Origin of the sequence: Flavobacterium keumense, assembly GCF_029866485.1 — a bacterium.
Taxonomy (GTDB): Bacteria; Bacteroidota; Bacteroidia; order Flavobacteriales; family Flavobacteriaceae; genus Flavobacterium; species Flavobacterium keumense.
In genome coordinates, this window is sequence record NZ_CP092332.1 from 144,923 (window position 1) to 167,228 (window position 22,306).

Here is a 22,306-nt window from a genome sequence, read left to right on the forward strand (position 1 = left end):
CAAGGTCTTTGAATGCTTGTGATTTGATTTCTACTCATTAATATTCGAATTTTTTTTTATTTATTATGCCGTCTTACGGTTGCCCATAACACCCAAATATATGCATTGAGTTAATCTAAAATTAAAAGTATATATAGATTAATTTATTATGCGATTCTGTTTTAAATATAATTAGTTCATTATTAATAAATTAGAAATATAAAAAAATAAATATTTTTTTTATTTGACACAAGTTTCTTAAATTTATGATTCAACCCAAATCGTTTATTATGAATATTCAAAATTACTTACAGTGCTTTATCTCGCATTTACAAATAAAACGCTATAGTCCTACCTCTATAAAGAATTATCAAAGCAACCTACTTTTATTTTTAACAGTTGAGGCTCATAAGTATAGTACTGCAACAGAAATTGAAATAGCTGCTATTGAGAAATATTTTCATTTGAAAATAAAAAAGGACAGCATGAGTGATTCTCATCATCGTATCATTTTAGCTAGTATTACTAAATTTTATGAGTTGGTATTAGAAAAAAATATCAATCTAAAACATCTTTACCCTCAGAGAAAAGATTATAAATTAACTAATTATTTATTAAGTACTGCCGAAATAAAGAAACTAATTGAGGTAACTTATAATTTAAAACACAAAAGCATTATTATCTTATTGTACTTGTGTCTTAGCGAAGTGGTCAATTTAAAAATTACCGATATCGATTCTAAAGCCATGACCATCTATATACGACAAGTCAATGCTAAGAAATACCGTCAAGTAATGCTTTCTAAAAATTTTTTACTTATTCTTAGACATTATTATTTAAAATTCAAGCCTACTATTTTTCTATCTGAGGGACAAAATGGTTTACAGTATTCAGCTAAAAGTATTCGACAAATAGTCAAGCAAAATGCTGCAAAATCAGGAATAAACAAATCCGTTTCTCCTCATATTCTTGGACATTGTTATGCAACCCATTTAATAGAAGTTGGAACAAAAATTCACTATATCCAAGAGTTATTGGGACACAGTCACCTAAATACTACTAAAATCTATACCCAATAAACTTTTGATGTAGCTAAAAATAAGATTAAAAGCCCTTTGAATCTAATTTAAGGTTAAACTCTAAAGCATTACAATTATAAATTATTGAGACTACAAAAGTTATTTCGTCAAATTAAATCAACTAGATATGTTAAAAAAATCTATTCTTATTGAAAATAAATCTTCTGTTTCTGTTAACAAATTACAATTGATTATCAAATCAGAAATTAGAGAGAGCTCGATACCCATTGAAGAAATTGGATTCCTAGTTATTGATAATTCTGAGACATTTTTAAGCATCCCTGCAATGAATTTATTAGTTGAGAACAATACCGCCTTGATTATTTGTTCTCAAAATCATCTCCCAAATGGAATGTTCTTAAATCTTAACAGCCATCACATACAACAAGAAATTTTTAAAAATCAAATTAATGCAAGTATGCCATTAAAGAAGCAATTATGGCAACAAACAGTTGTAGAAAAAATATCCAATCAAGGTATATTATTACAAAAAATAACCCATCAAAAAAATAATTTTGATTTTTTAGCTTCAAAAGTATTAAGTGGTGACACCTCAAATATGGAAGGTGTAGCGGCAAACTTCTATTGGAAATCATTTTTTGAATGCGATTTTAAAAGAGAACGATTTGGAGATTACCCTAACAATTTTTTAAACTATGGATATGCTATTTTGAGAGCAGCCACCGCCAGAGCGCTGTCAGGAAGCGGGCTCTTAAACACTTTAGGAATTCATCATAAAAGCAAATACAATGCTTTTGCTTTAGCAGATGATATTATGGAACCGTTTCGTCCTATTGTTGATGAAACCGTTTTAAATATTATGAAAAATTATGAAGAACAAGAGTTGAACACCAAAATCAAATCTGAATTACTTCAAATTCTAACTCGAACAGTGTATTTTAAAAATGAAAAAAGCCCACTGATGATTGCATTGCAAAAAACAGCCAGCTCCTTACAACAATGTTATACGGGTGAACGGAAAAAGATAAAATACCCTAAATTATGGAACTCAACGGATACCGAATAATGTGGTTGTTTGTTTTCTTTGATCTGCCGACTGAAACAAAAAAAGACCGAAAAAACGCCTCGGGATTCAGAAACAATTTATTAAAAAATGGCTTTTCAATGATGCAATATTCAGTTTATATCCGGCATTGTGCTAGTGGTGAAAGTGCCGATGTACACGAAAAACGAATCTATAAACTCCTACCTCCATTAGGAAAAGTAAGTGTCTTGCGAATAACAGACAAACAATTTGGTAATATTGCTAATTTTTGGGGTCAAGTCGAAGTACCTAAAGCGCCACAACCTACGCAATTAGAATTATTTTAATATTTACTATAAAAACGGTCTTCAAACCATTTTTGAGGATTTCTATCTATATAATTAGAAATTAATTGATATTCTTTTTCATTTTTTATAACATGGTCATGAAAAGACCGATGCCAAGAAAATTTTGAAAATCCTAATTCGTGTATTTGTTTAGATGTGGTCGTTTTTAATGCTACCATTAAACTTGAAACCGATTTTATTTTCATCTCCTTTTCTATTCTAAAACTATTTATTTCAAGAATTAAATGAAAATGATTGGGCATAATCACATAATTATGAATGCAAGCATATGAATATTGAACCATTAACCATTCTATTTGCTTTTTTACAATATCACCCAATGCACTATTTTGCATTATAATATTTTCGGGATGATTATTTTCGGGATGATTATTTTCGGGATGATGTACGGACAGGTCGCGACCTGTCCCTACGTTTGGCACGCAAATCACATTACCTAAACAACACACATTATTTTTAACACAATTTGTAATGAAATACAATTGATTACTCGAATAATCAAATCCTTTCATTCGATTTCTTTTTCTATTAATCATGCTTTTATTTTTTGAAATTAAAAAATGCCTCAATCTTGCCTTATCACTGCAAAAAAGAAGCATTTTTTATTACGATATTTTAATTTAATCTCTTGATAATTAAAAGGTAACACACCGTCTAATATCGTGTTTTCTAATCTTTAATCAAACCACAACTAAAATGCAATTAACATCAGAACAAGAAACAATATCGTGTTTTCTAATCTTTAATCAAACCACAACGAATAGTATGTTCACCTTCCTCTTCAACATAATATCGTGTTTTCTAATCTTTAATCAAACCACAACGCAGTAATAGGTGTCAGTTAGAAAAAGAACAATATCGTGTTTTCTAATCTTTAATCAAACCACAACGCTGTCTAATGCTGGTATTGTTTGGCTTGTAATATCGTGTTTTCTAATCTTTAATCAAACCACAACTTCTTTTGCTGATGGATATAATTATACCAAAATATCGTGTTTTCTAATCTTTAATCAAACCACAACGGATGTACTATTAATGAATTTTCAGTATAAATATCGTGTTTTCTAATCTTTAATCAAACCACAACACACTTGGAGTACATTCTATTAATAAATCAAATATCGTGTTTTCTAATCTTTAATCAAACCACAACTCTTTTTAATCGTTCTAAATATAAGCAGAAAATATCGTGTTTTCTAATCTTTAATCAAACCACAACGATATAATCAGCTTTTTTATTTTCCTGAATAATATCGTGTTTTCTAATCTTTAATCAAACCACAACATGGATGCTGGGAGTTATTTGATGATTCTAAATATCGTGTTTTCTAATCTTTAATCAAACCACAACTACGTTTGGTTTTACTTCAATACCACCGTTAATATCGTGTTTTCTAATCTTTAATCAAACCACAACTCTATTAATAAAAGATTCAGACTTTTCATAAATATCGTGTTTTCTAATCTTTAATCAAACCACAACCTTTACCTTTTGCCTTAATAGCATCGTCAAAATATCGTGTTTTCTAATCTTTAATCAAACCACAACCTGTTGTAATGGCTTTGAACGTGTCAAAAAATATCGTGTTTTCTAATCTTTAATCAAACCACAACTTCGGCTGTTTATGCAAAGAAAAGAAAGGGAATATCGTGTTTTCTAATCTTTAATCAAACCACAACAAAAAAGCATCTGCTATGGTAATGGCTTCCAATATCGTGTTTTCTAATCTTTAATCAAACCACAACACATGAAAAAAATAATTTTCTTTTTTTTAAATATCGTGTTTTCTAATCTTTAATCAAACCACAACTCCCACTAAAGTTAACACTGCAAAATAACTAATATCGTGTTTTCTAATCTTTAATCAAACCACAACTATTTCTGGTAAAAAATATCCTTCGCCATTAATATCGTGTTTTCTAATCTTTAATCAAACCACAACTGGCAGCATCGGCAAAAGAAGGGTCAGCAGAATATCGTGTTTTCTAATCTTTAATCAAACCACAACTGGTTTGATTTCTGAATCAGGATGATACTTAATATCGTGTTTTCTAATCTTTAATCAAACCACAACCCCACAGGCAATATTTATTGTTTTTATTTTAATATCGTGTTTTCTAATCTTTAATCAAACCACAACACATTGACTTTGCAGCCATTTGATTAACGAAATATCGTGTTTTCTAATCTTTAATCAAACCACAACTGCTTTCACTTTGCTTTGTCACGTGGTTTAAATATCGTGTTTTCTAATCTTTAATCAAACCACAACTGGTTGATTGAAAGTTGCCAAAAGTATCCAAATATCGTGTTTTCTAATCTTTAATCAAACCACAACGCTACATTCTTTTTTTTCTTTTAATATCTCAATATCGTGTTTTCTAATCTTTAATCAAACCACAACACAAAAAGTATTCTTAAACTCCGCCATACTAATATCGTGTTTTCTAATCTTTAATCAAACCACAACCATTTGTTTGGAGTTAAAGACGCAGAAGAAAATATCGTGTTTTCTAATCTTTAATCAAACCACAACGGACGATGAAGAATTATTGGCGAAAAACAAAATATCGTGTTTTCTAATCTTTAATCAAACCACAACCATTGATTTTATATTTTTTACCCCCCGGCTAATATCGTGTTTTCTAATCTTTAATCAAACCACAACGCCCAATAGTTTTATATATAAAATTCGCTCAATATCGTGTTTTCTAATCTTTAATCAAACCACAACCATCTGGCTTGTAAATGTTAATTATTGCTTAATATCGTGTTTTCTAATCTTTAATCAAACCACAACAATTTATACCTCCATAATAACCATAAAATAAATATCGTGTTTTCTAATCTTTAATCAAACCACAACATTTAAGCAAAGCCGATTATTTAGTAATGCAATATCGTGTTTTCTAATCTTTAATCAAACCACAACATATGTTTAATAATTATATTACAAATATAAAATATCGTGTTTTCTAATCTTTAATCAAACCACAACAGATAATGCAGCAATAATTTCGGTTTTAGTAATATCGTGTTTTCTAATCTTTAATCAAACCACAACTAGATTTATTTTAAGCCCGTTTTTTGTTTGAATATCGTGTTTTCTAATCTTTAATCAAACCACAACACGGCGGTATTTAAATTCATTGATAGTCCTAATATCGTATTTTCTAATCTTTAATCAAATACATTCACAAACACTCTTATAAGAAATATAAACTTAGTGTTTGTAAACCACAACGTGTGAGCTGTCGCCGAAACTCCGTTGTGGTTTGAGAGGTTTAAGATATTGAATTTATATGTCAATGAACTATTTGTCGTAAAATACTAATTCTAAATTGTTAGAACTTATACTACACTATTAACTAATTTTACGATTTCTCCCTATGGTCGAAATGACAAAGTAATACTATTAAAAATCTTGTCTTCCTATGATGGTAATGATTTCAACTAAATCATCATGTAGTATTTTGTAATAAATAACATCAGCTTTACAAACACAATACCTGTATTTTTTATCTAAGTGTGTAGATGTTGGAAACATATAAGGATTTGAGGCTATTTTTTCAAAATTTTCAAACAATAGTTAATAATACTTATCTGCTTGTTGCATTCCAAATTTAAAAACACCAAATTCATGAATCATATCTAAATCTTCTTCAGCCTCTTTAGTAAGAAATGACTATTCATTTTTATACTTGCTTTTTATCTTTGCTAAAAGTTGCTCTTTAGATAAAGTACAGTGTCCACTTTTTTCAGCTTTTTCGATTTTATTTCTAACAAATTTATAATACTCTTCTTGTCTTCTATCTTTTTGAATCAAATAATTTACCGCTTCACTTTTACTGGTAAATTCTTCCTTAGCTACTTGCTCTTTTAACCATTCATCGTTTTGATTGGCTAAGGTAATGCTTTGTCATGCCATAATATTTTTGTTATGTGGTGTAAATATACACCAAAATAAAATTATTTTACAACTTTTGTATTTTACCTGAAACAGATATTTTTACTTTGATTGGATTAAATGTGTCCCAACCTGTTTTTCCATCACCAAAACTTTGAATTCTGATATAAAATGGTTGGAAATTATTTTGAATTGATGCTTGTGAGCTTTGCCTAAATTCATAAAACTTAGAAGACAATTTTTGCACTCTATACAAATGCTCTTTCAACATTTCGTAATCTGGGTTTTCCCAATTAATTTCGTCTTCGTTTAATCCTAATACAAACATATCGTTAATGTGTAAGGTAGTTACAATCTCTTTTCCGTCAAGGGGTAATTGATACCCAGCTTGTCCTGTTCTCTTACGTTCTACTACTGTCCAGAAAGTAACTACATCTTCCTTAAAATTTCCTTTTTCATCTTTGTAAATTAAAACATGGTGGTTATTTCTTGGGTTTACCCATTGATTTACATTTTCTTTTAGTTTTTCAGCACCACCAATATTTTCTTTCATTCTTACTTTTAAAATAGGAACTGGAGCACCATTTTTATTGGGTAAAAAGATTTGTGGTTGTTTTACTCCGTGTTCGTCAACTACAAAAAAACTATTAGCAGGCACTTTTTCTTTTACAAAACCGCCCAATTCGTTTACTCGTTTCAATATCAACAAACGTATAGTTTGATCAACTACTTTATCAATTTGTTTTGCCGTTTCTAAGGAATCAATCGCTTTTCTAACATGATAGGCTTCTTCTCCATTAAAAGTACGCTTACCATAAACCGTTTCTTTATGCAACTGCCCTCTAGCCGCAACACCTAAATTAGTATGTTTTTTACCGTTTTTTTCAACGGTTTTGGTTCTAATAGTAATGTCGTTTGCTACTCTTTTATGCGATACTAGTATTTTTTCAACAGCTTTTTCGGCATCAAAATTAAAGCTTTCCCAAGGTAACGGAAATTGTTTTAAGTCATAATTTCTATTATATCGGTTCCACTTAGATAATTCCTGTACATACGATAGTTTAGTACAAGCCATTACCAAAGCATCAATAGCATGATGACGGTGGTCTTCTCTAGTTTTAGCATTTTCATCGTTCAAAATATGGTTAAGTCCCCATTTTTGTCTCAAATTTGAAGTTGCTTGTCCTGGAGAAACCATTACATTTTTGCAAATTTTAGAAAGATAGTTTTTAGCTTCTTTACTGATATAACGGGTATCGTTTAATTGTCGAGAAGAAAAATCATCATCAAAACTTTGTTTCACAAATCGCTTAAACTTATTATACGAATCTGGATATTCTTTTGTAAATGAAAATAATTTCAACGCTCTTTCTTTTATTGCTGACCAATTCGCTTCGTCATTTCCATAAAATTCAAAAGGCGTTTTATTTCCCTTTTTAATATTTTCTGTTCCTAAACACAAGGTTTTGTTTGAAAAACTATCATTCAACGATTTACTCCATGGATGAATATGTTCTATCTGCCATTTGTTGGTAAACAATTCATTGATAGGTATTGACAAACCAGTATAAGGACAAGTTCGTTTACATTCTTCCCACAGTTTAAATTTCAATATATTATCGTGTGATAAATTGGTGTATTTTAACACTTCAAGTTTTACTCTATCATTTTCACGTTCTAATCTATTTTGTTCTTTTCTTATTTTACTACGTTGCGATTTAGAAATTTTTAAATCACGAGCCATCTCTACTTTTATTTCGTCAATTTTTCCATGTTCGTCAATTAGTTCGTTGACTAATTTTCGTAATTCAAATAAAGCTGTAATTACAATAGGATTTTTTATTTGTTGAATTTCCTTATCGGCATCTTTTCCTAAAGGTAATTTCTCTACTAATTCAGTTACATCAATTGTGGCAGAGTGATGATATAATCTTCGTAATTGATGGTCAGAAATATTGTAATCATTCCGCAAAATATCTTTGATAATATCAATAAAACCGCCTTTAGTTTTAGAACGTACAATTCCTTCCACATTATCAATAAGGAAGTTTCTTTTCTCATCAGATAATTTTTCCCAATCGGCACCAAATACATTTTTTATTCCACCTAGTACAACCGACACATCATAGGTAAAACCTAATTTAAAAAAAGGTAAAATATTAGAAATGGCTTTTCTACTTAAACTAGCATAACCATCTTTAACATTGAATTTTGAAATAGCTTCTGCTTGTTCTTCAGTAAAATTCCATTCTTCTAGAGCATATTTTTTTAGGTTTGATTTGCTATCAAAAAAATACAAAACATGCCAAATATCTTCTTGCTCCTTTTCTGTAAACTCAAACCATTTTTTACCGAAATACTTTTTACTTGATAGATTAGAAATGGTATGAGTTCCTACTATTTTATCGTCATCTTTATAATTGAATTTGAACTCGGCACTTTCTTTTCCAATTACTTTTCTAATTTTTTTGAAGTCTGGCTTTTCATTGGCATACAAAAATTCCGCGATTTTCTTTTTTTCGTCTTGCGTAATTTTTTTTCCGTTGTATTCAACTGTATTTACCCATTGCCATACTCTAAATTGTTCAAAAGGAATTGCACTTATTGGACACTTGGTTTTGGTTGTTTCAAATGAACAATTACCTACTAAATGTTTTTGCGAACGTAAAGGTCGTTGATGAAATAATATACCATCTTCTTTGTAGCCGTCTAATTTTCTTCCACCAAATTTAGTTTTTAACTCATACGTTAATTCCGAATGATATTGAGCTTGTTTGTCCCATATCAATTCAAATTCATCTACGTACATTTTACGAGTAGTGTATCGGTTTCTAATTCGTTCCAAACCATCTTGAAAAGGTTGATTTTCTTTTGGATAAATTTCAAACAAATAGGATCCCAAAGTTTTATCTTGAATACTCTCTTGAGTTTCTGTTATCCCAATTTTTCCTTCTTTTGGATTTCCTTTAAAAATAGCGCCATCATCATTTCCTCCTTTTCTGCTATTACTTAAAAAACCTCGTCTTTGAATTAAATGATACAATATTCTACCAATTTCTTCTAAAGATAATGTTTCACTTAAAGCTCTTTGTCTTAATTCATATGGATTTAAAGCAAACCAATTTGCTAATTTATCAGATGGAAACTCTTTTGTCTTCTTCCAATCTTCAAAATCACTTGCAACCATTGGGCACATTTTATTTTCAAAAAGTGCTTTTAACAGCACTTTCTTTCTTAGTTTTCTTCTAAAAAATTGACGTCGTACTCCTCTTGCCCCTGTTCTTCCAGCGTTTTTAGAAATTTCTCTTCCTTCCCCTTCTCCAAGGTTTTCAACTCCCATTGGGAATATTCGACTTCCAATACCTAAAATTTTATTTTGAGTATCGTCTATTAATGCCCATCCAATACTATTCGTTCCTAAGTCTAATCCTAAAATTTTTGTCATTGTATGTAAGATTTGGTTTAGCTAATTTAATTAAAAAAAATATAGATATATAATTTAATTTAATTAAATTTGTTCCAGATTAAACTTTCTAATCTTTAATCTTATCACAATAAGGCTATGTGCCGTAGATGAAAATCTTTAGTCCTGCTTCGGTGGGACTTTTTATTTTTTTGTCTTGTTCTGAAAAAAGTTGACTAAAAATTAAGAATTATGTCAACAACAAAAGAATTCCAAAAATTAAAGAGAGCTCCTCAAATTTATAGTGAGGCTTTCAAAAGACAAGTTGTAAGTGAATTTGAGCGAGGTTTATTTACTAAAGCAGAACTTCGTAGACGCTACACTATTTTAGGTAATAATTGTATTCCAAGGTGGTTAAAAAAATATGGTAAATTTACCTATGAAGATAAATTAACACTTGGTAGACCTATGAAAGACCCGCAGCAACAAAGAATCAAAGAATTAGAAGCTCAATTAACTAAAAAAGAAGAAGAACTAAAAGTTTTCAAACGATTTATCGAAATAGCCGAACGCGAACTTAAAATTGACATTGTAAAAAAGTCTGGTTCCAAGCAGTCGAAGAAATAAGCACAAGTAGTTTATTGACAACTTATGAGTTATGCCAACTGTTTGGATATACAAAACAGGCATTTTACAAACGGAAATCCAGCGTTAAAACATCTAAATATAGCTCAGAATTATTACGAAGTTTAGTTCTAAATGTTCGTAAGCAATTACCTCGAACTGGGGGTAAGAAACTTTATGTAATGTTACAAAATGAATTTATAAAACATCAAATATCAATTGGAAGAGATACCTTTTTAGATTTTTTAAAAGCCGAATATTTACAAGTTCCTAAAGCCCGAAGATATTATAAAACAACAAACTCAAGACATTGGATGAGACGTTATCCAAATTTAATTAGTACTATAGAACTTAACAGACCTGAACAAGTTTGGGTTGCTGATATAACTTATTTACGAACAAAAGAAAAAACATATTATTTACATTTACTCACAGATGCTTGTTCAAAAAAAATAGTAGGTCATCAACTATCAGATAATTTAATGAGTTCAACTACAGTAAAAGCTTTAAAAATGGCTTTAATTGACAGAAAAACACAAAATGAACTCATTCACCATTCCGATAGAGGTTTACAATATTGCAGTAAAGAGTATACTGATTTGTTAAAGAAAAACAACATTTTTATTAGTATGACACAAGCATACGATCCCTATGAAAACGCAATAGCTGAAAGAGTAAATGGAATCTTAAAAGAAGAATTTGGTTTGTATGAAATCTTTGAAAACTATCAAAATTTAAACAAACAAGTCACACAAGCGATTGCTTTATATAACAATTTTAGGATACATATGTCTATTGATATGATAACTCCAAACCAAGCACATCAACAAAAAACAATACATTTAAAACAATGGAAAAAAATAAATCGTAACAGAATTAATTCTGTTACGATTTAACTATTTTTGAATTATTAACGAGTCAACCTTTTTTAGGACAACTCATTTGACTAATTATTAGGAGATTTTTTTAAAATTTTAGTAAAAAAATTTAACCAAGTTGTTTTGTCTGATTATTTATAAAGTTAAATTTTCAATCAACATAAATCTAACTAATTCGATATTTGTACCTACGCCCTTTGAGGTTTTTTTATAGACTCAAATAAGTCTATAAAATCTTCCATTTCGTCAACTAAAGATTCGATTTTTTGGTCTGAATAGTCTACTAGTTGTACCAATGACCTCAAGAGAAATCTTGAGGTTTTTTTTATATTTAAAATTTAAAGAAGATTTCATTTTGATTTTATCCAATACAGCACCATTTTTTCCATTCTTAATTTGTACTTTTATCAAAATTTCTATCCCGAATTGAAAGCTGTTTATTCACACACTATTTATTCAACTATTAACCATCTGCCGAAAGAGTGGGATGAATTAGCCGCTTCCACCATTTTCTTATCAAAAGAATACCTTGCTATTCTTGAAAAATCAGCTCCTATAAATATGAGTTGCCACTTCATCGGTATATTTGATAAAGAGACTTTGGTTGGGATAGCCGTTTCGCAATTTATAGATCTAAACCAATTAGAATCTTTTGGAGAACGAGACCAATGCATCAAATCTTCGGTACGCAATATTGTATTTAAAAATTTCTGTTCCCACATATTATTGATTGGAAACAATACATTAACTGGACAAAACGCTTTTGTAATTTCAGAAAATGCCAATCCAACTGAAGTTTTAAAAACACTCCAAAAAGCCGTAATAGCACTCAAAGCCATTTTCAAGGCTAAAGGAAAAAAAGTACATATGTGCGGGTTAAAAGATTTTTGCGAAGACAAATTAAATTTATTAGAAATCCCTGAATTCAAACCTTATTTACGTTTTTCTACCCAACCCAATATGATTTTCACTGTGCGAGACCATTGGAAAACAGAAGAAGATTACGTAGCCGCCTTGTCCAAAAAATACCGAGACCAATACAAACGCGCCAGAAAAAAAGCAACGGGACTTGTTAAAAAACAATTGTCTTTGGAAGAAATAATGGCTCAAGAAGATACAATATATGATTTGTACCACCATGTAGCCAAAAATGCACCGTTCAATACATTCTTTTTACCTAGAAACCATTTTGCTGTTTTCAAAGAACAACTTCAAGAGAACTTTTTGTTTTACGGCTATTTTGAAAATGACAGGCTAATTGGCTTCAATACCTTAATTAAAAATGGGACTGATTTGGATACCTACTTTTTAGGTTATGATGATAGCCTTCAAAGAGAGAAAATGTTGTATTTGAACATGCTATACGACATGATTGGCTATGCTATCAAAGAACAATTTAAGACGGTTATTTTTGCCCGAACTGCTTTAGAAATTAAAAGCTCGGTAGGCGCATCTCCTTTAAAAATGTACGGTTTGATGAGTCATGACAATACATTAATTAATAGCCAACTCGATTTCTTTTTCCGCTATTTAGAACCAGAAACGGTTTGGAAAGAGCGCCATCCTTTTCAGGATTAAGTTTTTTTTACTTTTGCCGCTAAGGCGCTAGGACGCAAAAAACTCAAATTAAACTATCATCTCTGATTTGCAAAGTCTCCTGACTTTGTGTCAATAAAAAGAATAGCTATCGGTCTGTAAATTAGCCGCAAAGACACTCGGTCAAACTCAATTCAAACTATCAATTTCTTCCTGAACGGTTTCCCAATCAATTAATAATTGATCTAATTCTGACTTCTTTTTATTATAGGCGGTAAAAAAAGACGCATCTTCAATATGTTTGTCATAATTGGAGGCTAACATTTTATCATCGTGCTGAATATCTTTCTCCAATTGCTGGATTTGACTTTCAATTTTACTCAATCTATTTTGAAGAGTTTTTACTTTTTTCTGATCTTCGTAGGATACTTTTTTGTTTTCTTTTGGGGCTTCTTTTTTAGCAATGTCTTGTTTCTCAACTTCACGCATGTTTTCTAAATTGCGCTGCTCCAAAAAGAAATTAATATCACCTAAATATTCTTTTATTTTTTGGTCTTTGAATTCGTACACAATATTAGACATTCCTTGCAAGAAATCCCTATCGTGAGAAACCAATAACAAGGTGCCTCCAAATTTTTGTAAAGCCGCTTTCAACACATTCTTTGATTTAATATCCAAATGATTCGTTGGCTCATCCATCAACAACACATTAATGGGTTGCAACAACAATTTACACAAGGCCAAACGGTTTCTTTCCCCTCCCGAAAGCACTTTTACTTTCTTTTCTACATCATCGCCGCGAAATAAAAACGCCCCTAACATATCACGCACTTTCATTCGATTAGTGTCGGTTGCCGCATTTTCCATCGTTTGTAACAACGTTAATTCCCCATCCAAATATTCGGCTTGGTTTTGGGCAAAATACCCCAACTGAACGTTATGTCCCAATTTAATCGAACCCTCGTATTCAAACTCGTTTACTATCGCTTTGATGAAAGTTGATTTTCCCTGACCATTTTGACCCACAAAAGCAATTTTACTGCCACGTTCTACGAGTAAATTGATGTCTTTTAAAATGATTTTATCGCCGTAACTTTTGGTTACATTTTCAGCCTCCACCACTACTCTACCCGGCTCTTTTGACACTGGAAAAGAAATATTCATCACTGAATTATCATCTTCGTCCACCTCAATGCGTTCTACTTTATCTAATTTTTTAATCAACGATTGCGCCATCGAAGCCTTGGAAGCTTTGGCACGAAACTTCTCAATTAGTTTTTCTGTTTCTTCAATTTTTTTAGCTTGATTTTTTTGAGTAGCCAATTGCTTTTCGCGAATTTCATGTCGTAATTCTAAATATTGCGAATAGGGTTTGTTGAAATCGTAGGCTTTTCCTAGTGAAATTTCGATAGTTCTATTGGTTACATTGTCTAAAAACATCTTATCGTGAGAAACTATCACCACAACTCCAGGAAAATTTCGTAAAAATCCTTCTAACCAAATGATACTCTCAATATCCAAGTGGTTCGTTGGCTCATCTAGCAACAAAATATCATTGGATTGCAATAATAATTTTGCCAACTCAATACGCATGCGCCAACCTCCTGAGAAAGTTTCCGTTTGATTGTTAAAATCCTCTCTTTTAAAACCCAATCCCAACAGAATTTTTTCGGTATCGCCTACATAATTGTAACCCCCTAATAATTCAAATCGGTGCGTATAATCAGATAAATCTTCTATGATTTTGGAATATTCTTCACTTTCATAATCGGTTCGGGTTACCAATTGATGATTGATTTCTTCTAGCTTTTTTTCGACAATTTTAATTTCGGTAAACGCTTCATACGCTTCCTCCAAAACCGTTCTTCCTTGTTCAAAATCAATGTCTTGGCGAAGAAATCCCATCTTAATTTCTTTCTCTTGGGCAATACTTCCCGAATCTGGAGCAAAATCACGTGCTAAAATTTTTAGCATGGTCGATTTTCCAGCACCATTTTTACCTACAAGACCTACTCGGTCTCCGGCACCAAGGCGAAAAGTAACTTCTTCAAATAAATAAGAACCCCCGAATGAAACGGATAAATTGTGAATATTAAGCATAGTTTGTGACTAATGTTACATTGGTACTTTCAAAAAAATGTACCTTTGTTAAAAATTTTTGCAAATGTTAAAAAAAGGATCCAAACTAAATAGTATTTTAACAGGAAGTTGTCCTAAATGTCAAAATGAAAGTATGTATGTAGATAAAAATCCACTGCATTTAGGAAATGTCTTAAAAATGAATGAAAATTGTAGCCATTGTGGTTTGAAATATCAAATAGAACCTTCCTTCTTTTATGGCGCCATGTATGTGAGTTATGCCTTAAACGTAGCCGTTGGTGTAGCTGCATTTATCATTTCTCATATTTTCATTGGATTAAATCTTGTACAATCATTTATTGCCATCATAGTAACACTTATCATTACCTTTCCATTTGTGTTAAGATGGGCAAGAAATAGCTACATCAATATGTTTATATCCTACGATCCAAACGCTTCTAAAGAATAACTTATTTCTTTTTATTCGTATAGCGCTGAATGTCAATTTCTTTATTCAAGGGTATTTGACATTCAATAGATTCATACAACGCTTTTGCCATAGAAGGTCCAAGCATTACCCCTCGGGTTCCTAAACCATTTAAAATATGTAACCTTGTGTAAATGGGATGAGTGCCGACTAGCGGTCTTCTATCTCTAACTGTTGGACGTACTCCTGCAAAATGAGTCACGATTTCAAAATCACAATCGATGATTTCTTTGATTCGTGTGACCAACTCGGCTTTCCCTTCTTTAGTCGGGACATCTGTTTTATCTTCCCAATTATAAGTTGCTCCCACTTTAAATAGATCATTCCCTAACGGCAAAATAAATACGCTAGTGTTCACAATTACATCCAAATCTAAGTCGGGAGCTTTAATAATAAACAACTCGCCTTTAGTACCGTCTAATGGCAATTGATTAAAATAAGGATTGGCACGTAGACCAAAACCTTCTGCGAAAATGATATGCTTGGCTTGAATATCTTTATAACGAACACTATCCTCTTCAAAAACAATCGCAGCATAATCAAATGATTCTTGGCGAAACCAATGATTTTCTTTCAAGTAATTTCGGTACGATTCTAACAATGAAGCAGTATTGACATAACCCGTATGTAGTACTTCTCCATAACCGAAAGACGCTGTGATACCTTTATATTCTTTGAAATGTAATTGGTTAGATAAAAAAGGAGCTAACTTGGGTTTATCGGAAGCGGCAAACCAATTGTTTTGCTCTTCCACAGAAAAGAATTTTCTTAAAATGGGCATTTTAAAATCCAATTGTTGCTCAATTCTAGGCTTTAATTGGGTATAAAATTCATTCATGATAACCAATTGAGCTTGCGCTTCCCAAACTTCGCTAAAACGCTTTAGAATAACCGGATTGTACAAACCTCCTGCAATCTTAGAGGAATTTTGAGAATCGTTGTCTACCACTACAATCGTTTTATTGTGCTGCAAAGCTTCTTCAGCAAAAGAAATTCCGGCCAACCCACAACCTACAATTAAATAATCAATCATAACATCATTTTGAATACTATAAAGTAAGGACTTTCAAAGAAAAAACTCCTACCTTTTGGGTAAGAGTTTATCTTTTTTTTGGATATAATGAATTAATAATTCCACATATCTTGCTCAAAACCACGAATTTTTTCTTTAACTCGATCCGATTCTAACAACTGACTTTGTGCATTATCTTTCATGTAATCTTTGATATCTCTATCACCGTAAACATTCTCCTCTTTATAAATCACACTATTAAAACGGCGTGAATTTAAGATTTGATCGAATGATATTGGCATGGAAGAGTTTTTTTCATTAAATGCTTTGGCACTGTACAACGTTTCTCTGGCATCAGGAAAAAACACCCAGAACAACTCAATATAATCAGGATCTTCACTATTCATAGTGTAAACATCTGGAGTTACCGGACAAATTCCTAATAAACGGTATTTCAATTCGCCTTGGCGTTTGTCAAAATACCATAATCCTTTGATTTTGTACTGAGTCACATCTTGAGACGTTAAATCTTGTTGAACAATATATTCTGGAGAAATTTTTTGACCTGCATTCAATTGTTCTCTACCAGCATCTGTAGTATCTATTCGAGACAAAGATGCTTTTATATCTTTATACGACTTCTTGGTATTAAAGTAGCTATCAGTATAAACTTCAGTAATTTTTTTATTTTTAATTCCTTTAATAAGTACATCGTATAATGAACGTCTTTCTGGACCTACATTAGCCGTATCAATTGGGAAATACAATGGAAAATTAATTTTTTCTCCCAAATCAATAATTTCCCATACAGTTCTACTCATTAAAATATCTCTATCATGAACATACCCGTACGCTAGGGGTTTATCATTATCAGCATCTTTCTGAGCATTCGATTTAATCCCGATTTGACTTGGCGATTTTGCATTAAGCAAGTTCGATTGTCCAAAAGAGACTATACTAGAAATTGAAAAAATAGCTATTAAAAAACTTCTACTGTTTATCATGTTTGAATATATTGAGTAGTTTATTTGTACTACTAATTATTGTATTTCATAAATTACTGGAGCCGTTCTTGGTAGCATATAGCTTCCAGCACCCACTAATTTGGTTTTAATTTCAGAAATAGTAACTTGATCACCTCTCCCTGCCTTAGCTAATACCGCTTTACATTGTGCATTCAATTTATTTCCTGGAACTACTACAGTAGGTTGTCCTGTCACTTTAAAGTTAAATCCTACCACATCTAATCCTACTTCAAAATCAAAGTCAACTAACTTAGCTCCTACAGTAGAAATTTCTAAACTCGATTTTGGACCTTTTACAACTCCCATTTCTCCTCTAATTGTTCCTACAGGACCTGGAATTCCTTTAATTCTAAACGTTTTTTTGTCTGATACTTTAGATCCATCTGGCAAAGTTCCAGTTACGCTTATTACCGCTTCGTTTCCTGCACCAGGATTCATTACATACTTACCTCCTCCGACTGGACGTAATCCAGGACCAGTTGCAATTACTTTATCTGCTGGAACTCCTGCAAAAGATACTGATATTGGGTTAGCAACTCCTCGGTACACTACATTCATCTTATCTGCTGAAATAGTAGCCGAATTTGGACGAGGTACTACAACATACTTCCCTTCAAATGCCAATGGAATCGTTTCTCCGTCTTGAACGAAGGTAAACTTACCATTGATTTTTTGTTCTCCAACCGCTCCTGCAGTTAACGAAATAATTGCTTGACCATTTTCTAATTTACCAGGACCTTGAAATGAAGTTGGTTTAGTATTGGCATCATATTTACCTAATACTACTTTACCTGTTACTTTTTCTCCTTGATAATACGCATTTTTGTCTAATACTACTAAAGCCGTAAAGTTTTTCATTGAAGACGCTTCAACTGCCGCTTTTCCTAATAAAATACTATAGATATCTGCTTCTGCTTTCTTCACATCATTTTGAAATGAAGTGATTTTTGTCAACGAAGCAATCGCTGGAAAACCTTTGAAATGGTAATCTAAATATTTTTTAGTTACCCCTTCGTGGTCTTTCACATCAGTAGTAGCAAACTTTGTACTAATTTCAGAAATAACTCCTTTCAATTTACTGTTATTCCCAACAGCAGCTTTCATATCGGTTACATACTTTGAAAATCTAGATACGATTTCTTCTCCTTTTTTAGAATAACCATCTCCTTCAAACCAACCTTCATCAATAGTAGCTCCTTTGTCCATAGCTTCATAAGGTAATTTACCAGTTTCAGGATCTACTTCTATACCTGCAGTAGCATCAGCTTTCAATGTTCCTAAATACTCGTAAAAATCTTTAGAAATACTTGCTACTTTTTTAGCATCTGCAGCTGCCTGTACGAAGTGAGCATCTTCACTTGCTTTTTTATCTAATGCTTGCAACATACTTGCATTCATTGACTCAGCGCTTACATTTGCTGCATCAAATTTTTCATTCATCAATCCAAAAGCAGATAATACTTCTTTGGACATATTTAAAGCTAACATTGCGATGAAAACCAAATACATTAGGTTTACCATCTTCTGTCTAGGACTTAATTTTCCTCCTGCCATTTTATTTTAAATAATTAGTTAGTAAAGTAATTTAGTTTAAAACTAATTATTATCCTTTGTTACTCATTGCAGAAAGCATTCCACCATATACTGCGTTTAATGAAGCAATATTAGCCGTCATCGATTGCATTTGTTGTTTCAACATCGCTGCATTTTCAGCGATATCTTTATTCGCTTCTGCATTTACTGATGCGCTTTCTAATTGTAATTTATACAAACTATTCAACGACTCCATTTGAGCAGCCGCTTTGGTTAATTCCTCACTGTATTTTTTCGTCGAAGCCAAAGAATCTACTGTTGGAGCAATTCCTTTAGCTGCTGATTCAAAGTTTTTAATACTATTTCCTAAGCTAGCCATTAATTCTCCATCAATTTTAGCTTCTTTCAACATTGCGTCTAATTTTTGAGAAAGTAATCCATTGGCATCTGCACTATCTTCAGCTTTTTTAGATTTTGGTTTGGCTTCGCCTCCTGCTAATTCTGGATACACTAAAGTCCAGTCCAATTCATCTTCTACTTTATCAAAAGCTGATAACGCAAAAATAAACGCTTCTGTTAAAAGACCTATTACTAATAATTGACTTGCTCCTGTCCAGTGTTGAATTTTGAACAATGCCCCTACAATTACTACTGCCGCTCCCATACCGTAAGCGAAATTCATTACTTTTTTGTTAATTAATGCCATGTTATTTAATTTTATAAGTGATATTTACGTTTTATTTTTTTGTTGTTTTTTTAGTCGATATTTTTTGAGTTCCCATATAATCTTGAACGGTTCTAAAACCAATGTAGCTTCTTGCTGAATCAGCATACTCATAATCTCTAGTCGATACTTGTAACATATAAGCCACATCTTTCCAAGAACCTCCTCGAACTACTTTTCTTTTGTTTTTATTGTCTTGAATATTTGGACTCATTGTCGACACATAGTCGTAAGCGCCCGAATCATACGCTGTTGCTGTCCATTCTGCTACGTTACCCGCCATATTGTACAAATTGTAACCATTAGGATCAAATGATTTTGCTTCTACTGTATATAATGCATTGTCTGCCGCATAATCTCCTCTATTTGGTTTGAAATTAGCTAAGAAACAACCTCTATCATTTTTTGTATAAGGACCTCCCCAAGGATATGTCGCTGATTGTAATCCTCCTCTAGCAGCATATTCCCATTCTGCTTCCGAAGGCAAACGGAATTTATTAACTAAATCTCTCCCTTTTTTCTTCGATTTTACATACGAATTTTTGTATAATGTTCTCCACTCACAGAAAGCGACTGCTTGGGTATGTTTTACTCCTACAACTGGGTATTCACCATAAGCCTTATGCCAAAAATAATCATTGTGCATCGGCTCATTGTAAGAATACGCAAAATCTTTAATCCAAACTGTGGTGTCTGGATATACTTTTACTTGTTCTGTTCTAATAAAATCTTGTCTTTTACCGCCTTTTGATTTTGCTGCTGCTTGAATATCCATCCAAGAATAACGGAATTTCAATTTATTTACATCAATCGTTCTCAAACCATTATAAGAGGCTTCTAAAGGCAAGTACATAGAATCCATTACCTCCGAATAATACTCATCTGGATATTTTTTAGTGTCTTTGATTAATTTGACTTTCTTATTAATTTTTCTACCCGCATACTCATTATCGCCTGTTCCTAAACTATAATAATTATCATACATGTATTTATCGTAAGCATTCATTTTTTCAGGGTCAGTATCGTTAAATGCAAAATCACCAATACTGCCTGAATTTTTCCCTTTTCCTTTTCCATCACCAGATTTTTGGCCATTTTGATCTGCCAAAATAGCGAGACGCATACGCATTGTCGAATCTTTTACCCATTCTACAAACTGACGATACTCGCTATTAGTAATCTCTGTTTCGTCCATATAAAAAGACGGAACTGTTACTGTTTTTGTAGGTGCATCTTCAACACCTGCAAGGTCTTGATCTGACTTACCCATAATGAAGGAACCTCCTGGAACCAAAGACATTCCGAAGGGTTTTTCAGGATGCCACTTGGCTCCTTTTACCCCAACTAACTCTCCTTTATCTCCAGACTTTCCACAACTAATTAATAGTGTCAAAATTGCTGTAAATGCAATGAAATTCTTCATATAATTTTGCGTTATATTTTCTTTATTTTTCAAGGTGTAAACGTATTTAATATTTTCCTAAAAAGCAATTTTTTTTATTTTCCTGTTTTTTCACTTCAAAATCACCCTTTTTAAATACTGTTTTTGCGCTGTGCTTTCCACCATCTTTCGGGTAATTCTTGATTACATGCTGTAAGATATTCTTCATACGAACAGGGTAATAACGTGTTTCTTTTTAATTTATTATTACCATTAGTTATAAAAGGAATTTCTATCCACCAGCGGTCCGTTTTATCACTTTTATAAAAAATCAATTCTTCGTCTTCTGAAGGAACTATATACTTTAAATAATTCTCTCTACTTCCAAAAGGATATTCATTTGACCGGTAATGATACCCCTCTATGAAATACCAAATGATTTGGGCTACCAAAACCGCTTCTTGAGGTGTGTCATTATGATTGAATACCCCAAAAGAAGTAACCTTATCACTTATTCCTGCATATCTTGATAAAGCACAAATTTCTTTACCGTTAAATCCATTAGGAATAAAATTAGCGAAATTACCAGAGTCAGAGGTCTTTACCGAATTCATATCAACACTAACCAAATCCGCATCTCTAAAAACAGGCTCAGCAATCGCTATCGTATTAGCAACTTCTCCTAATCGATAGGCATCAAAAAATAATTTTTCTATCAAATCGATTTCTTCTTGCGAATTATAATAGGTTTGATACCCAATATTGCAATAATTGAACAAATTATTAGGCTCTTCAATCACTATCTTTGTTAGATAAGATGATGCAGAAATAGGATCACTCTCTTTTCCAAAATCAAATTTACTGTCTATCGCCACCAAATTGACCATTTGTTCCAAGTCATCATACGCTCTGTAAAGCGCAAATGTTAAATCTTGCGAGCCTCCTATAACAATTGGAAGTATTTTATTTTTAATCAAGTGCGAAGCTACCTTCTTTAATGCAAAATAAGTATCTTCAATAGAATTTCCAGCTATTATATTGCCAAAATCAGCAATTGACACATCCCAATTCCCTGGATACAAGCTATAAAATTCTCTTCGAACAGCATCCAAATCAATCTCAGGATTACCGTTTTTATTACCTCTATTTTCTAACACTCCAATAATCCCAAGAGTTACCATACTTACCTCTGGAAATGCCTTTGGGGTATGCAAAACCACCTTACTCCCCAATTGTTGAGAAGACAATCCGTCAATATATTCAAGGATTTCAGTATCTAAAGGAGAAAGAAAATCAAATTCCATT

15 protein-coding genes and 1 CRISPR repeat array are annotated in these 22,306 nt (G+C 32.0%); of the genes, 6 read left to right on the forward strand and 9 right to left on the reverse strand.

Translation table 11 applies throughout. The annotated features are described in order from the left end of the window. The first annotated feature begins 269 nt into the window (after positions 1-269). The 3 genes from MG292_RS00620 to cas2 all read left to right on the forward strand — a co-directional run bounded on the left by MG292_RS00620 (position 270) and on the right by cas2 (position 2,390). A complete protein-coding gene (locus tag MG292_RS00620) occupies positions 270-1,058 on the forward strand; it encodes a tyrosine-type recombinase/integrase (protein ID WP_264532522.1) in 789 nt (262 codons plus the stop codon). A gap of 127 nt (positions 1,059-1,185) precedes the next feature. Beyond that, a complete protein-coding gene (cas1, locus tag MG292_RS00625; RefSeq protein ID WP_264532521.1) occupies positions 1,186-2,085 on the forward strand; it encodes a type II CRISPR-associated endonuclease Cas1 in 900 nt (299 codons plus the stop codon). Beyond that, positions 2,061-2,390: a CRISPR-associated endonuclease Cas2 gene (gene cas2 / locus MG292_RS00630; RefSeq protein ID WP_264532520.1), complete on the forward strand. Its 330-nt coding sequence runs from the start codon at positions 2,061-2,063 to the stop codon at positions 2,388-2,390. The genes cas1 and cas2 overlap by 25 nt, the downstream gene beginning before the upstream one ends. On the opposite strand, the gene MG292_RS00635 is transcribed toward cas2, so the two are convergent. Further along, positions 2,387-2,947: a transposase gene (locus tag MG292_RS00635; RefSeq protein ID WP_264532519.1), complete on the reverse strand. Its 561-nt coding sequence runs from the start codon at positions 2,945-2,947 to the stop codon at positions 2,387-2,389. The two genes, cas2 and MG292_RS00635, sit on opposite strands and share 4 nt — an antisense overlap. A gap of 120 nt (positions 2,948-3,067) precedes the next feature. After that, positions 3,068-5,608: direct repeats of the CRISPR family, unit length 36 nt; unit sequence AATATCGTGTTTTCTAATCTTTAATCAAACCACAAC. Between the two features lie 778 nt (positions 5,609-6,386). Beyond that, positions 6,387-9,764: a type II CRISPR RNA-guided endonuclease Cas9 gene (cas9, locus tag MG292_RS00640; RefSeq protein WP_264532518.1), complete on the reverse strand. Its 3,378-nt coding sequence runs from the start codon at positions 9,762-9,764 to the stop codon at positions 6,387-6,389. 210 nt (positions 9,765-9,974) lie between these two features. Here cas9 and MG292_RS00645 point away from each other — a divergent pair. Both MG292_RS00645 and MG292_RS00650 read left to right on the forward strand, forming a co-directional pair. Then, positions 9,975-11,242, forward strand: a protein-coding gene (locus tag MG292_RS00645; RefSeq protein WP_264532517.1) for an IS3 family transposase whose coding sequence is annotated in 2 segments (ribosomal slippage) — positions 9,975-10,314 and positions 10,314-11,242 — 1,269 coding nt in all. Because the reading frame shifts where the segments join, the coding sequence is not laid out codon by codon here. A gap of 408 nt (positions 11,243-11,650) precedes the next feature. After that, a complete protein-coding gene (locus tag MG292_RS00650) occupies positions 11,651-12,802 on the forward strand; it encodes a GNAT family N-acetyltransferase (protein WP_264532516.1) in 1,152 nt (383 codons plus the stop codon). Positions 12,803-12,949: 147 nt separating this feature from the next. On the opposite strand, the gene MG292_RS00655 is transcribed toward MG292_RS00650, so the two are convergent. After that, positions 12,950-14,860 carry an ABC-F family ATP-binding cassette domain-containing protein gene (locus MG292_RS00655; protein ID WP_264532515.1) on the reverse strand — a complete coding sequence of 637 codons (1,911 nt, stop codon included), beginning with the start codon at positions 14,858-14,860 and terminating at the stop codon, positions 12,950-12,952. Positions 14,861-14,924: 64 nt separating this feature from the next. On the opposite strand from MG292_RS00655, the gene MG292_RS00660 reads away from it, so the two are divergent. Then, positions 14,925-15,308: a DUF983 domain-containing protein gene (locus MG292_RS00660; protein ID WP_264532514.1), complete on the forward strand. Its 384-nt coding sequence runs from the start codon at positions 14,925-14,927 to the stop codon at positions 15,306-15,308. Between the two features lies 1 nt (position 15,309). On the opposite strand, the gene MG292_RS00665 is transcribed toward MG292_RS00660, so the two are convergent. The 6 genes from MG292_RS00665 to MG292_RS00690 all read right to left on the reverse strand — a co-directional run bounded on the left by MG292_RS00665 (position 15,310) and on the right by MG292_RS00690 (position 22,305). Continuing rightward, positions 15,310-16,359 carry an NAD(P)/FAD-dependent oxidoreductase gene (locus MG292_RS00665; protein ID WP_264532513.1) on the reverse strand — a complete coding sequence of 350 codons (1,050 nt, stop codon included), beginning with the start codon at positions 16,357-16,359 and terminating at the stop codon, positions 15,310-15,312. Positions 16,360-16,451: 92 nt separating this feature from the next. Beyond that, positions 16,452-17,339, reverse strand: a complete 888-nt coding sequence (gene porN / locus MG292_RS00670; protein WP_264534581.1) for a type IX secretion system ring subunit PorN/GldN — start codon at positions 17,337-17,339, stop codon at positions 16,452-16,454. Between the two features lie 39 nt (positions 17,340-17,378). Beyond that, on the reverse strand, positions 17,379-18,917 hold the full coding sequence (porM, locus tag MG292_RS00675; protein WP_264532512.1) for a type IX secretion system motor protein PorM/GldM: 1,539 nt from the start codon (positions 18,915-18,917) through the stop codon (positions 17,379-17,381). A gap of 49 nt (positions 18,918-18,966) precedes the next feature. Then, positions 18,967-19,602, reverse strand: coding sequence for a type IX secretion system motor protein PorL/GldL (gene porL, locus MG292_RS00680; protein WP_264532511.1), 636 nt, complete (start codon positions 19,600-19,602; stop codon positions 18,967-18,969). A 31-nt stretch (positions 19,603-19,633) separates the two neighbouring features. Next, entirely contained in the window at positions 19,634-21,043 is a 1,410-nt protein-coding gene (porK, locus tag MG292_RS00685; RefSeq protein WP_264532510.1) for a T9SS ring complex lipoprotein PorK/GldK, read from the reverse strand. A gap of 110 nt (positions 21,044-21,153) precedes the next feature. Further along, the gene (locus MG292_RS00690; RefSeq protein WP_264532509.1) at positions 21,154-22,305 is read right to left on the reverse strand and encodes a formimidoylglutamase; all 1,152 of its coding nucleotides are present in this window, start codon (positions 22,303-22,305) and stop codon (positions 21,154-21,156) included. Between the last annotated feature and the right edge of the window lies 1 nt (position 22,306).